10 protein-coding genes are annotated in these 15,088 nt (G+C 43.6%); 9 read left to right on the top strand and 1 reads right to left on the bottom strand.

Annotated features, from left to right (window positions below; translation table 11 throughout):
• Positions 1 to 20 precede the first annotated feature (20 nt).
• The 9 genes from L0992_08655 to rmf all read left to right on the top strand — a co-directional run bounded on the left by L0992_08655 (position 21) and on the right by rmf (position 14,255).
• Positions 21 to 239 carry a DUF2835 domain-containing protein gene (locus tag L0992_08655; GenBank protein ID XGB65797.1) on the top strand — a complete coding sequence of 73 codons (219 nt, stop codon included), beginning with the start codon at positions 21 to 23 and terminating at the stop codon, positions 237 to 239.
• Positions 240 to 467: 228 nt separating this feature from the next.
• A complete protein-coding gene (locus L0992_08650) occupies positions 468 to 5,309 on the top strand; it encodes an NAD-glutamate dehydrogenase (protein ID XGB65796.1) in 4,842 nt (1,613 codons plus the stop codon).
• A gap of 312 nt (positions 5,310 to 5,621) precedes the next feature.
• The gene (gene pyrD / locus L0992_08645; protein ID XGB65795.1) at positions 5,622 to 6,632 is read left to right on the top strand and encodes a quinone-dependent dihydroorotate dehydrogenase; all 1,011 of its coding nucleotides are present in this window, start codon (positions 5,622 to 5,624) and stop codon (positions 6,630 to 6,632) included.
• Positions 6,633 to 6,838: 206 nt separating this feature from the next.
• Positions 6,839 to 7,387 carry a cell division protein ZapC gene (locus L0992_08640; protein ID XGB65794.1) on the top strand — a complete coding sequence of 183 codons (549 nt, stop codon included), beginning with the start codon at positions 6,839 to 6,841 and terminating at the stop codon, positions 7,385 to 7,387.
• A gap of 507 nt (positions 7,388 to 7,894) precedes the next feature.
• Entirely contained in the window at positions 7,895 to 10,015 is a 2,121-nt protein-coding gene (gene rlmKL, locus L0992_08635) for a bifunctional 23S rRNA (guanine(2069)-N(7))-methyltransferase RlmK/23S rRNA (guanine(2445)-N(2))-methyltransferase RlmL (GenBank protein XGB65793.1), read from the top strand.
• Between the two features lie 67 nt (positions 10,016 to 10,082).
• Positions 10,083 to 10,301 (top strand): glutaredoxin family protein, encoded by a 219-nt coding sequence (locus tag L0992_08630; GenBank protein ID XGB68710.1) that lies wholly within the window; start codon positions 10,083 to 10,085, stop codon positions 10,299 to 10,301.
• A complete protein-coding gene (locus L0992_08625) occupies positions 10,279 to 12,195 on the top strand; it encodes an ABC transporter ATP-binding protein (GenBank protein ID XGB65792.1) in 1,917 nt (638 codons plus the stop codon). The genes L0992_08630 and L0992_08625 overlap by 23 nt, the downstream gene beginning before the upstream one ends.
• A 9-nt stretch (positions 12,196 to 12,204) precedes the next feature.
• Positions 12,205 to 13,920, top strand: a complete 1,716-nt coding sequence (locus L0992_08620) for a DUF3466 family protein (GenBank protein XGB65791.1) — start codon at positions 12,205 to 12,207, stop codon at positions 13,918 to 13,920.
• Positions 13,921 to 14,081: 161 nt separating this feature from the next.
• Complete coding sequence (rmf, locus tag L0992_08615) at positions 14,082 to 14,255, top strand: ribosome modulation factor (protein XGB65790.1); 174 nt, start codon at positions 14,082 to 14,084, stop codon at positions 14,253 to 14,255.
• Positions 14,256 to 14,524: 269 nt separating this feature from the next.
• On the opposite strand, the gene fabA is transcribed toward rmf, so the two are convergent.
• Positions 14,525 to 15,040, bottom strand: a complete 516-nt coding sequence (gene fabA / locus L0992_08610; protein ID XGB65789.1) for a bifunctional 3-hydroxydecanoyl-ACP dehydratase/trans-2-decenoyl-ACP isomerase — start codon at positions 15,038 to 15,040, stop codon at positions 14,525 to 14,527.
• Positions 15,041 to 15,088 lie beyond the last annotated feature (48 nt).

Genomic DNA, 15,088 nt, shown 5'->3' with positions numbered 1-15,088 from the left:
TTTATTTATACAGGTATCGTATGAACCACTATATTTTCCAACTTAACATCTCATATCAGCAGTTTTTGGCCAGTTATTCTGGTGCGGCAAGTAAAGTTCAAGTGATAACAACAACCGGATTACGTTTACAGTTACCTGCAACTCGGTTCAGACCATTTCTTACACAAATAGGGGTTAGAGGGCAGTTTAGACTGACAACTGACCAAAAAAATAAGTTTATTAAGTTGGAAGCTCTGTAAACCTTGGCGTGCCTAGTGAGTTAAAAGGAATCTTAATCACATAATCAAACATTTCACCTCTTACCACCTCCAAAACAATTAACTATTTCTCAATAATGCTTTTACAATAAATGAATGCATTACCTTTGCTTAACTCGTTAGTAGAAAAGCGCTCAACGGCATGATTCAAACACCAGATTAAGTGATCCCCCTAATAATAAAATATAATTCTAATTGTGGAGTGTGACTATGACCGCACGTGAAACTGTGGTTCCAGTTTTACTTGAAAAAGTTTACAAGCTGATTCAAGACAAACTTGACCTTGCTCATCGACCTCTCGTAACTCAACTTGCTCAACACTTGTTTAGTAACGTTTCTCACGACGACCTAACTCAGAGAAACGAATCCGATTTATACGGTGCTGTAGTTAGCTTATGGCATCACATCAATGAAAAGAAAGCCGACGAAATTTCTGTTCGTGTTTTTAACCCGACAGTAAGTCGCCAAGGCTGGCAGTCTACTCACACTATCGTTGAGATAGTGGTACCAGATAGCCCATTCCTCGTTGATTCTGTAAAAATGGCATTGACTCGCCTCGACCTCTCTTCTCACCTTATGCTTCACAACCCAACTCAAATTTCTCGTTCTGACTCAGGAAGTGTTGTCGGTGTGAGTAACGATGAAGGTGTATTCCAATCGCTTTTCCATATTGAGGTCGACCGCCTTAGCAGCAAAGCCGAGATGACAGCACTTAAAACAGAACTGCTGGATATCTTTACTGATACTGGCCTTGTTGTTAACGACTGGCTAAAAATGGTTGAAAGACTGAAAGAAGTCACCAACCAAGTTGAAAAGCAAAAAGAGACAATTCCGGTAGACGCTCAACGCTTCGATGAAACGCTGGCTTTCCTTCGTTGGTTAGGCGAGCACAACTTTACGTTTATGGGTTACAAGGAATACGACCTTGTGTCTGTAAATGGTGACACTGAACTGCAACCGACTAAGGAGCAAGGCCTTGGTTTGTTCGCAAATTCAGATCGTGTACGCAACGTTAAGCTGTCTGAGTTTTCGGACTCGGCACGTTTAGAAGCGAAGAAACCGTATGTACTTATCGTAACGAAGGGCAACACGGCTTCACGCATTCACCGCCCAGCTTACAATGACTACATCGGTATTAAGAAATTCGACAAGAACGGCAAGGTAATTGGTGAGCATCGCTTCACTGGTCTTTACACTTCTGCTGTTTATAACCAAACCGTTGAAACGATTCCTCTAGTTCGCGAGAAAGTAGAGCGTATCTTAGACGCGAGTGGTTACCGAGAGGGTTCATACTCTTACAAAGCTCTGCATAATATTCTTGAAAACTATCCACGTGATGAACTACTTCAAGCTCGAGAAGAAGAGTTACTTGAAGTGGGTACAGGCGTAGTTCAAATGCAAGATCGCGATCTTCTGCGTCTGTTCGTTCGCAAAGACCCGTTTGGTCGTTTCTTCAGCTGTATGGTTTACGTAACAAAAGATCGTTACAACACTGAACTTCGCCGCCAAACACAACGCATCTTGAAGCAGTACTTTGGTTGTGAAGAAGAGGTTGAATTCACAACTTACTTCTCTGAAAGCCCGCTGGCGAGAACGCACTATATTGTTCGTGTTGATAACAACAACATGGATGTGGACGTGAAAACAATTGAGCAAAATTTAATGGAAGTATCGTCTACGTGGGATGACCGCCTGTCTGAATCAATCATTGCAAACTTCGGCGAAAGCAAAGGCCTTCCATTGTCGAAAGAGTACATGCGTGCATTCCCACGTTCGTACAAAGAAGACATGATGCCAGGTTCTGCAGTAGCGGATATTGAGCGTTTAGAAGCACTAAGCGAAGACAACAAACTGGGTATGCTTTTCTACCGTCCTCAAGAAGAAGCGGCAGATTCTAAAGCAGTTCGTTTGAAGTTGTTCTACCACAGTGATGAGCCAATTCACCTTTCTGACGTGATGCCAATGCTTGAAAACTTTGGCTTGCGCGTTATCGGTGAATCTCCATATGAAGTGCGTAAAACCAACGGTGTGACATATTGGATCCTAGATTTCTCTATGCTGCACAAGAGCGACAAGACTATTGATCTGCGTGAAGCTCGCGATCTTTTCCAACAAGCCTTCGCAGCAATTTGGGCGGGTGAGTTAGACAGCGATGGTTTCAACCGCTTGGTACTTGGCGCTGGTCTTTCTGGCCGTGAAATCTCAATCTTACGTGCTTATGCTCGTTACATGCGTCAAGTGGGTTTCCCATTCAGCCAACAATACATTGAAGACACATTGTCTCATTACCCAGATTTAGCAAAAGGGTTAGTGAGCTTATTCGGTAAGCGTTTTGACCCTAAACTGAAGGGCAGCGCGAAAGGCCAACAAGATCTTATTAAGAAGATCACTGAACAGTTGGATCATGTAGAAAGCTTGGATGATGATCGTATCATTCGTCGCTACATGGAAATGATCACCGCAACGCTTCGTACTAACTACTACCAAGTAGATGAGAACAAGCAGTCTAAACCTTGGTTGGCTCTGAAAATGAGACCAAGTGAGATTCCAGACATCCCAGCGCCGGTTCCTGCGTTTGAAATCTTCGTTTACGCTCCAGACATTGAGGGTGTGCATCTACGTGGCGGTAAAGTAGCTCGTGGTGGTTTACGTTGGTCAGACCGTCAAGAAGATTTCCGTACTGAGATTCTAGGCCTAGTTAAAGCACAACAAGTTAAGAACACTGTGATTGTTCCTGTTGGTGCTAAAGGTGGTTTCGTTTGTAAGCGTCAACATATGATGTCTGGCCGTGACGAGATCTTCGCGGAAGGTCAACGCTGTTATAAGCGCTTCATCCGTGCACTATTAGATGTATCAGACAACATTATCGAAGGTGAGGTTATCCCACCTAAGAGCGTTGTTCGTCACGATGAAGATGACCCGTACTTGGTTGTTGCAGCCGATAAAGGTACCGCGACATTCTCAGATCTAGCGAACTCAGTATCTGATGAATACAACTTCTGGCTAGGTGATGCGTTTGCATCGGGTGGCTCTAACGGTTACGACCACAAAGCGATGGGTATCACCGCGAAAGGTGGCTGGGAATCAGTTAAGCGTCACTTCCGTGAAATGGGCATCAACTGCCAAACGACAGATTTCACTGCGATCGGTGTAGGTGATATGGCGGGCGATGTGTTTGGTAACGGTATGTTGCTATCTAAGCACATTCGTATGCAAGCTGCGTTTAACCACATGCACATCTTCATTGACCCGAATCCAGATTCAGCATCAAGCTGGGTAGAGCGTGATCGTCTGTTTAATCTGCCTCGCTCAAGCTGGGAAGATTACAATAAAGACTTGATTTCTCAAGGTGGTGGCATCTTCTCTCGTCGAGCGAAGTCTATCTCTCTAACGCCTGAAATTCAGAAAATGCTGGGTACCAAGAAAGCATCAATGGCACCGAATGACTTGATCAAAGCGATCTTGTCTATGCAGGTTGATCTACTTTGGAACGGCGGTATCGGTACTTATGTTAAGTCTTCAAACGAGACTCATACTGATGTAGGTGACCGTGCCAACGACGTACTACGTATCGATGGCCGTGACCTGAAAGCTAAGGTAGTTGGTGAAGGCGGTAACTTGGGTATGACTCAACTGGGTCGTATCGAATACGCTCTTACCGGTGGCCGAGTTAATACCGATTTCGTTGATAACGTTGGTGGTGTTGACTGTTCGGATAACGAAGTAAACATTAAGATCTTCCTGAATGGTTTGGTGTCGAATGGCGATCTGACTGTTAAGCAACGTAACCAAGTGCTTGAGTCGATGGAAGATGAAGTTGGCGAAATCGTACTAGATGATGCGTACTGCCAAGCTGAGTCTATCTCTGTTACTGAGCATCAAGGTGTCGGCTTAGTGAAAGAGCAAATCCGCTTCATCCACACAATGGAGAAAGCAGGGTACTTGGATCGTGGTTTGGAATACATCCCAGATGACGAAACGCTTCTAGAACGTGAGAAGCAAGGCCAAGCTCTAACAAGACCAGAACTATCAGTATTGATCGCTTATGGAAAAATGGTACTGAAAGAAGATCTTGTGAGTGATGATATTGCGAATGATGAGTTCCATGCTCAACAGTTAATGCAATACTTCCCAACTGAGTTACGCCGTAACTATTCTCAACACATGGATAACCATCCACTGCGCGCTGAGATCATTGCGACAGCACTTGCAAACCAAATGGTTAACGAGATGGGTTGTAACTTCGTGACTCGTTTGCAAGAAGAGACAGGCGCAAACATTGTTGATATTGCGAATGCTTACGCAGCATCTCGTGAGATCTACGGCTTGGGCAAAGTGCTTAAGAGCATTCGTGAACTGGACAATATCTCAAGTTCTGAAGCTCAATATGAGTTGCTTTACCACGTGCGCCGCACGCTTCGTCGTCTAGCGCGTTGGTTGCTAAGAAACCGTACTGGTAAACAATCAGTGAACGCATTGATTGAACTGTATCAAGGCGATGTGGTTGCTATTACTGAGAAACTGGATGAAAACCTAGTAGCTTCAGAAGTAGAAGAGCACCAAGCAATGGCTCAGGTATGGATTGACCAGGGTGTAACGGCAGAACTGGCGAATTCAGTGGCTCGTTTGTCTAGCTTGTACTCAGCACTGGATATATCCACAGTAGCTCGTGAAACGGGTAAAACAGTACAACAAGCGTCTAAGCTTTATTTCAACCTTGGCGATCGTTTGTCTCTGCACTGGTTCTTGAAACAAATCAATGGTCAAGCGGTAGACAATAACTGGCAGGCGTTAGCACGTGCAGCATTCAGAGAAGATCTGGATTGGCAGCAACGTCAGCTAACAGGCCAAGTACTTAACTGCGGTTGTGGTTCAGACTTAGATGTTATTAAAGCATTGGACGACTGGATGGAAAGCAATTCAGTTTCTCTACATCGCTGGGAAAGCATCTTGAACGAATTCAAAGTGGGTTCTGTTCATGAGTTTGCTAAGTTCTCAGTAGCGTTACGTGAATTGATGCTACTGAATCTAAACTGTATGTCGAAAGACTAATCGTTAGATAGAAACGAAAACTATAAGGGCAGGCCATCAGGTCTGCCTTTTTCGTTTGGCTAAACAGCTTTTTGTAGATTAACTATTCATACATATGTCCTGCATTAGCGAGCTGGTGGCTGAGCTTATGTATAAGGAACATTGCAAATGGATAATCTGAGCTTGAAACGGTAACGTTTGCTTAATAATAAACCTCATTCGTTAGCAAACTCGATTATCTTACCCTTACAGTCAGTAATAGATTGAATAGTTGGGTAAATAAGTAAATAATATCGCCCCGTTTACACGGGGCTTTTTTCTATCGGAGGCACAATGCTTTACCGTCTAGCCAGAACTGGCTTTTTCCAACTTGATGCCGAAAAGGCACATGATCTTGCAATTCAAAATTTCAAACGCTTCACAGGCACACCTATTGATCTTTTGTATCGCCAACAATTACCTCACCGACCTGTAGAGTGCATGGGTCTTACTTTTAAAAACCCAGTTGGCCTTGCTGCCGGCCTAGATAAAAACGGCGAATGTATTGATGCATTTGGCGCAATGGGTTTTGGTTTCGTAGAAGTAGGGACTGTTACTCCTCGTCCGCAAGCCGGTAACGACAAACCTCGTTTGTTCCGTCTTGTTGAAGCAGAAGGCATCATCAACCGCATGGGTTTTAATAACCTAGGCGTTGATAACCTTGTTGAGAATGTTAAGAAGTCGAACTATGACGGCATCTTAGGTATCAACATCGGTAAGAACAAAGACACACCAATTGAAAAGGGCGCTGAAGATTACTTGATCTGTATGGAGAAGGTATATCAATACGCTGGTTACATTGCTGTGAACATCTCTTCACCAAACACTCCAGGACTTCGTTCTCTACAATATGGCGAAGCATTAGACGATCTATTGTCTGAACTGAAAACGAAACAATCTGAACTAGAAGAGAAGCATGGTAAATATGTTCCTCTTGCTCTTAAGATTGCTCCGGATCTAAGTGACGACGAAATCAGCCAAATTTGTGAATCATTGATCAAAAATAAGATCGATGGTGTGATCGCAACAAACACAACATTGGATCGTTCAATCGTTGAAGGCATGAAGCATTGTGACGAAGCGGGTGGTCTAAGCGGACGTCCAGTTCAATCTCGCAGTACTGAAGTTGTTCGTAAACTTTATCAAGAGCTTGGTGACCAACTGCCGATCATCGGGGTAGGTGGTGTTGATTCGTATGTTGCTGCAAAAGAGAAAATGATGGCAGGCGCTAAGCTTGTACAAGTTTACTCTGGTTTCATTTACAAAGGTCCAGGCCTTGTAGGCGACATCGTTAAAAATCTTTAAACGGCAAGACGCTTTTATTTCTGAAAAGCGACAATCTGGCATCGTCTTAATAAAAGAGACACTGTAACTCACTGAGTTGTAGAGAAAAGCGACAAGAAAGAGGAATTCATTTCCTCTTTTTTTTTGCCTATTGCTCAGTAAAATTACTGTAATTGAAGGTAATTTTGCGTTTTACCTAATGGAATGGTTCAACAGTGTGAGACGAAATGATGCTTAAACCTAGCGATACATGGAGTTGGTATTACGATGAGCAGCAATGTTCATTAATGCTAAACCTCGGAGAGGATATGATTTTCAAAACGAATCTGGTCCGTAATAAGCTGGTGGACTGCGCGTTTAGAGATAATGAATTCACCGTTGATGACGCATCTTCATACCAAACCTTCAAAGAACAAATTTCTGGCTTAGAACTGTCTGAGCCTCGCCAAGCTGAACTTGCACTCTATTGTGTGGCAGCAAAGCGCTTCCATAAGCCTGTACAGCCTAAGAGTTGGTTCTTCGACTCACAAGGCACTGGACATGAATATCCTCAAGAAGGGGATATTGTACAAATGAATAACGAGCATAGCTTAGGGTATTTCATTGTATTAGAAGTGGGAGAGTGTGCGAGCCTATGTGCATTTGTCGACCTAGAAGAGTTCCTATTAACGCCTTCAAAAGGGCTGCGATATGGAGACTCAATCAAGGTGATGCACGATAGAATGGTAGACGCGAACGCTATCCTTCATCAAGCACACATAGCGATGGTGGGTTAACCTCCAATCTAGTACATCATTTCTACCACGCATCGCAGCACACAAGCGTATAAACCTTCCTCAGAATCGGCTTAATAGCCGATTTTTTTGTGCCTAAAAAACCTCATCCTGATAAATACATCACTGCTTAACCATTTAAATAGTGAACTTACGACTATTTTTTCACCTTAATTTCTGCCCGTTTTCATCGCCAGAAGAGTAAATTTACCGTATTTATTCCCTGTTTTTGGTCTTTTGTAGCTAAGTTTCACCCATAAATTACCACTGGTATATACCAATTTTGAAGTGAATATAAATTCACACTGCTACTTTGGTTAAGAAATGGTCCGAAATGGAGTTGGTTTGATAGGTCTTGTGTTCTAAGGGGATGTGGGTAAGCGATCGCTTCAAGACTGTGCATTTGCTAGCCAGTTAGTCGAAAGATTCAATGAAAAGACGTGTTTAGTGTGATGCTCTAGTTACAAATTCAGGTATAATCGAGCTCATTTTTATCAATAAAAGAACACTATGAATCAATATCTAGCGGTTACCTCAAACGGCCTTGAGAATTTATTAGTTGAAGAACTAACCCAACTAGGGATTACAAACGCAAAACCTGTTCAAGCAGGTGTTAAATTCAAAGCGACCAATGAGCAAATTTATCGTTGTTGTTTGTGGAGCCGTTTGGCTTCTCGATTTGTACGTGTCCTTTCTGAATTCACTTGTATGGACGACATGGATTTGTACCTATCAACCACTGCGGTTAACTGGGTAAATCAATTCCATAGCTCTAAGCGTTTTGTTGTTGACTTCAATGGTACGAACAACGAAATCCGTAATAGCCAATACGGTGCGATGAAAGTAAAAGATGCCGTTGTTGATTGCTTCGAGAAAAAGTCTTTGCCTCGTCCTTCTATCAGCAAAGAGAACCCAGATGTTCGTATTCACGTTCGTCTACACCGTGATAAAGCGATTCTTGGTGTTGATATGGTGGGTAGCGGTCTTCACCAACGTGGTTACCGTCCAGAATCAGGTCGTGCTCCGCTGCGTGAAACGCTAGCTGCTGCAATCCTTCTTCGTAGTGGTTGGGATGCAACGAAACCTTTCTTAGACCCTATGTGTGGTTCAGGTACGTTAGTGATTGAAGCTGCAATGATGGCTGCAAACCTAGCACCAGGTGTTAAACGTCAGAAATGGTGCTTTGAATCACTAGAAGATTTCGAACCTGAGCTTTGGGCTGAAGTTAAAGCAGAAGCTAACGTTCAAGGCCGTCGTGGAGTTAAGAAAGTAGAATGTAAGTTCTATGGCTACGATAATGATGAACGCATGATCAAAACAGCGCGCGATAATGCTCGCCGTGCTGGTGTAGAAGATTTGATTGAATTCGAAGTAGGTGATGCCGCAAAACTTAAACGCCCTACAGAATTTACTGATGGTGTGATTGTTTCTAACCCACCTTATGGTGAGCGTCTAGGCACTGAGCCTGGCCTAATTGCACTTTACACCGCATTCGGTGCGCAACTTAAAGCTGAATTTGGTGGTTGCAACGCATCTATCTTCTCTAGCTCAGACGAGCTACTAAGCTGCTTACGCATGCGTGCAGACAAACAGTTCAAATTGAATAACGGTGCGTTACCGTGTCACCAAAAGAACTACTCAATTTCAGATCGTCCGATGTCAGAGCGTCCAACAGGCGAGCAAGAACAATTGATTGCTCCTGATTTCGCGAACCGTCTTAAAAAGAACATTGGTAAGATTGGTAAGTGGGCTAAGAAAGAGCAATTAGATTGTTACCGTATCTACGATGCTGACTTACCAGAATACAATGTAGCGATTGATGTATACCCAGGCCACCTTGTGATTCAAGAATACGCAGCGCCTAAAGATGTACCGGAAGAGAAGGCAAAACGTCGCTTAACCGATATCATCCGCGCTTCAATTCAAGTGACAGGCGTTGAAGCAAACAACGTTGTGCTTAAAGTTCGTCAGAAGCAGAAAGGTCGCTCTCAATACCAGAAGATGGCTCAAGATTCATCTAACCTAGAAGTGAACGAGTACGGCGTTAAGCTGATTGTTAATCTTCATGATTACCTTGATACAGGCTTGTTCCTAGATCATAAGATCACTCGTCGTCGTATCGGTGAGATGGCTGCAGGTAAAGATTTCCTAAACCTGTTTGCTTACACTGGTAGTGCATCTGTTCATGCTGCTGTGGGTGGCGCTCGCTCTACAACAACGGTTGACATGTCGAATACCTACATTGAGTGGGCAAAACAGAACATGGAGCTTAATGGCCGTGTTGGTCGTCAACATCAGTTTGTGCAAGCTGACTGCTTACAGTGGTTGGTTAAAGAGCAGGGTTCTTATGACCTAATCTTTATTGATCCACCTACGTTCTCAAACTCTAAGCGTATGGATCAATCTTTCGATGTTCAACGTGATCACATTCAGTTGATGGAAAACCTTAAGCGTCTTCTTCGTGAAGAAGGCACGATTGTGTTCTCTAACAACAAGCGTCACTTCAAAATGGACTTGGAAGCTCTCGATGAGTTAGGTCTTAAGGCTCAGAACATCTCAGCTAAGACACTTCCTTTGGACTTCTCTCGCAACAAGCACATTCATAACTGCTGGTTGATTACACATAAGTAGTTAAGAGATTGTATAAGGATATATAGTGCTGACTCTCTACAGTACAGAAGGGTGCCATCTATGTGAGATGGCATTCCAACTCACGGAACAGTTAAACATTAGCCATCACGTCAACGTTGTCGACATTGCATTTGATGATGAGCTCTTTTCCCGTTACGGGGTCACTATTCCGGTGCTCAAATTTGAAAGCTCTGACCTTTCTCAAAACTCAGAGCTTAACTGGCCATTTGGCTTGTTAGAACTTAATGATTGGTTAAAGAAGAATGGCATTACTTACAATTCATAATGGGCAATTAGCGTTTGGCGATCACCCATTATTAGATCGTGCAGACTTCGCGCTGCAAGAAAACGAACGTGTATGTTTAGTAGGGCGCAACGGCGCTGGTAAATCTACGTTGATGAAAATCCTATCTGGGAACATCATCATGGACGACGGCAAGATGCAAATCACGCAAGATGTGGTTGTGTCTCGTCTGGAGCAAGATCCACCGCGTAATGAGCAAGGTACAGTTTATGACTACGTTGCTGGTGGCCTTGCTGAAATCGGTGAACAGCTGAAGATCTATCATGATCTTCTGGATCTCATCGCGACTGACCCAAGTGAAAAGAACCTAAACCGTCTTACTCGTGTTCAGGAACAACTGGATCATGCTAATGCATGGCGTTTTGAAGATCGTGTAAGCAATGTATTGGCGGCGCTTAAGCTGACTGCAGAAACCAAGCTGACAGATTTGTCTGGTGGTTGGCAGCGTAAAGCAGCACTTGCTCGTGCGCTTGTATGTGACCCTGACGTGCTTCTACTCGACGAACCGACTAACCACTTGGATGTTGCGACCATTGAATGGCTAGAGGGCTTCCTGAAAGACTTCCGCGGTTCAATCATCTTTATCTCGCATGACCGTGCGTTCATTAAATCGATGGCAACACGTATTGTCGATCTTGATCGCGGTAAGTTGAGCTCATTCCCGGGTGATTACGAAAACTACCTTGTTGAGAAAGAAGAAGCGCTTCGTGTTGAAGAAATGCAAAACGCTGAATTCGATAAGAAGCTCGCTCAAGAGGAAGTATGGATTCGTCAGGGTATCAAAGCTCGTCGTACTCGTAACGAAGGCCGTGTGCGTGCGCTTAAGAAACTACGTGAAGAGCGTTTGAACCGTCGTGAAGTGCAGGGCAAAGCTGTTATTCAAATCGATGATGGTCAGCGTTCAGGCAAGATTGTATTCGAAGCTGAAAATCTTAACTTTGGTTTTGAAGGCAAAGAGATTGTTAAAGACTTCAGCTTCAACATCATGCGTGGCGATCGTATCGCTCTGATTGGCCCTAATGGCTGTGGTAAGAGTACGGTACTTAAACTGCTGCTCGATCAACTTAAGCCAGATTCAGGTCGGCTACATTGCGGCACTAAGCTGGAAGTCGCTTACTTCGACCAATACCGTGAAATCCTAGACCCAGAGAAGTCTGTAATTGATAACCTAGCGGATGGCAAGCAAGAGGTCACTGTCGGCGGCCGTGAGCGTCATGCACTAAGCTATCTACAAGATTTCTTATTCTCGCCTAAACGTGCTCGTACTCCTGTTAAAGCACTATCTGGTGGTGAGAAAAACCGTCTGTTATTGGCGCGTATTTTCCTTAAGTCGAACAACTTGTTAATTCTCGATGAGCCAACTAACGATCTAGATATAGAAACTTTGGAACTTTTAGAAGATTTGCTTGCCAACTATCAGGGTACGCTTCTTTTAGTGAGCCACGATCGTCAGTTTGTTGATAACACAGTGATGACAAGTTGGATCTTCGAAGGTAACGGCGTTATTGAAGAATTTGTTGGTGGTTACCATGATGCTCAGCAACAAAGAAAGCAGGCATTAGAGTACCGACAGGTTGAAAAGCCATCAAAGCCTGAGAAAGTAGTTGAGGAAACTCCCAAAACTGCGCCAGTTAAGGCTAAACCTAAGAAGTTATCGTATAAGCTACAACGAGAACTTGAAGCGCTACCAATGCGTTTAGAAGAATTGGAAACTCAAATTGAAACTCTTCAGGAAGAAGTCAACGATCCAAGCTTCTTTTCAAAATCTGTAGAGCAGACACAACCAGTATTAGATAAGCTATCTGCAGCAGAGCAGGAGCTTGAAGTTGCTTTTGAGCGCTGGGAAGAGCTCGAGGCACTACAACAGGAAAGTTAAGAAGTAATAATGACTTGTACTAAATTTAAATTAACAACAGTTGCAGCATTGGTTTTTGCTGCAACTAATGCCAACGCTGCGCTTTACCAAGTAGTAGAAGTTGCCACTCCTAGTTCAATTACGGGTGCTTCAGAAACCTTTGGTGTAGCAATTCAACCAGCGACGGTAACCGGAACAGAAAGTTGTTTTACTACCGGCACTGTTGGCAGTGTTGCATGTGGTGACTTTAAACTGGCTGGTGAAACTCGCGATACTGTTGAAGCTGTAAGTTATCGTGAAGAAGTACCATTCGCGATGGACGCTCCGTTCCAATACATTCAAGAGTTCGATGATTTCGAAAACTATTGCTACCGAGAGCTAAGATACTCTACATGTGAGAGTTGGGCGCAAAACCGTTGGAACGATACTTGGAGTAAGGAAAGAAATGACCTTACTTACGTCAATGCTAAAGCCTTTGTTGAAGACGGAGCTACATTTGAGAGTCGTAATACGGTCATCAACTCTTTAGACGATAATGCTCAACCATTAGGCGTTAAATCTGAAGGTGATATTCGTAATAACGCGCTGTTTACGACGACTGCTGGGCCTACCGGTACTTCGGAAACTCGTGCATGGAAAGCGATTACGGCAAGCAACGGTACTGTTTATAATGTAGGTAGCGTATCAGAGGAGTTTGAGCCGACAAATACTTCTGAACCAGATAAGGCTTTTGCTTCTAAAGCGGCAATCTGGGATGGTACTACAACAAAAGAAATCGATTGGATCAGAAGCGGTGACGCTCAACAAGGCGACTATTTTGCTCAAGGCAGCATGCGGTCCATTGTAGAGTCAAACTCTCTGTTTTATGGCGTAGGTTATAATACTGCGGACGGAAACGGTGATCTACAAGATATGAATGCTTCTGTATTCATTAGTAAATCTCTGGATTTAGCTGACAGCGCGAATACATGGACAACTAAAGAGATTAGCGGTGCAGAAGTTAAATCTGGTTCGTCGAATGATGATGCTAGATACAGTAACTCCGTTGCGACTGACATAAACGATAACTTGTTTGCTGTAGGTTACTCTAAGCGTAATGGTTATGTGCCAGAGAGCGGCAGTGCAGGCAACAAGATTTTTATTGTGACTGATGCATCTGCAGCAACTCCAACTGCAACGTACTTGTCTGGTGGTATCTTCTTCGGCGGTTCGAGTGGTGAAGCAAAAGCCGTGAACAACTTCAATGAGTTTGTTGGTCAGATTGACGCAGAAACGACTCGTGAAGTAGACGGTAGTGAGCGTAGACACAGAGGGTTTATCTACCCGTACAATGTCGATTCCTCTATAGATGAGCGTCGTGTAGACATCTTTAACGGCCAAGCTTGGTGGTTAGATGATCTAACCAATGACGGCAACGTTTCTGGAGATAACAATAAGTTCCGAATTATTGATGCTTCTGACATCAATGATGCGGGTGTGATTTCTGCTACTGCTATCAAATGTACAGTAGACGGAACAACTCAAGCGTATGATACAACGGCACATAACTCTTACTGTGGTGGTGCTGCATCTAACGCAGTAGAAGAGGTTGTTGCAGTTAAGCTAATCCCAATTGCTGGTGCTACCAAAGCCGATATCCAGACACGTAGCACTGATACAGAGAAAGTTGATCGCCAAGGCGGTAGCCTAGGTTGGTTAACTTTGACTGTACTTGGCCTATTAGGGTTCCGCAGAAAATTTAAATAATTTTATCTCTTGAGCCCGAGTTCACAATTCTGAACTCGGGCTTTTTTTCACCTTGAGAAAAGTGAAAAATTGATCGATTCTTAAAGTTGGAGTCACAAAAACTCCGCAAAGTTGTAATCATTGTATGTTAGTAAATGGAACACCCGTATGAGGACTGCACTATGAAGAGACAAAAGCGTGATCGACTAGAACGAGCACAATCTCAAGGTTACAAAGCTGGTTTAAATGGTAGGTCGCAAGAAGCTTGCCCATATAGCCAAATGGATTCTCGGTCTTATTGGTTGGGTGGTTGGCGAGACGCCAAAGATGATAGAAATGCAGGTCTCTATAAATAGATAGGGCGCAACGAATTCAAGGTCAGGGCTCCATTGTTGATTGCAACAATTGGAGCCTTGTTAGTTTCTGAGAGATAAGAAGGGATTGGATTCGAAATGGTGCCAGAGACGGTCTGCTCGCTTTTGGTGAGTTGTCTAGGTAGGTATCGCTGGTGGACTGATATTAATTCATTCCTTAAGTAGCAACATACCTTAACGCACTATAACTAAATGAATTGGAGTAAAAATAAAGCAGCCACCGACTGCTTTATTAAAAATCTAATATTTAATTAGAATGCTGACGTATCTTGGAAAAGGCCAACTTTCAAATCTTTAGCAACGTAGATCTCTTTACCATCAACCAGTACGCGACCATCTGCAAGGCCCATAACAAGGCGACGGTTAACAACACGCTTCATGTGGATCTCGTAAGTTACTTTTTTTGCAGTAGGCAGGATTTGACCTGTGAATTTCACTTCACCAACACCTAGAGCACGACCTTTACCTTCGCCACCAACCCAACCAAGGTAGAAGCCAACAAGCTGCCACATTGCATCCAGGCCTAGACAACCAGGCATTACAGGGTCACCAGGGAAGTGACAGTCGAAGAACCAAAGGTCAGGAGTAATATCCAGCTCAGCAAGAACTAAACCTTTACCGTAGTCACCTTCAGTTTCAGACATTTTAGTGATGCGGTCCATCATCAACATGTTCGGTGCTGGTAGTTGAGGGCCTTGTGGCCATAGTTCGCCTTGGCTTGATGCTAGAAGCTCTTCGCGAGTGTAAGAATCACGTTTGTTTTGCATTATCAATTACTCCGATTTTTGATAGGTGCATATTAGTGAACAGGTGTA

The organism is Vibrio pomeroyi (assembly GCA_041879425.1).
Classification (GTDB): Bacteria; Pseudomonadota; Gammaproteobacteria; order Enterobacterales; family Vibrionaceae; genus Vibrio; species Vibrio pomeroyi_A.
The sequence above is the reverse complement of the archived record's forward strand: the minus strand, read 5'-3'. Positions and strand labels throughout refer to the sequence as shown.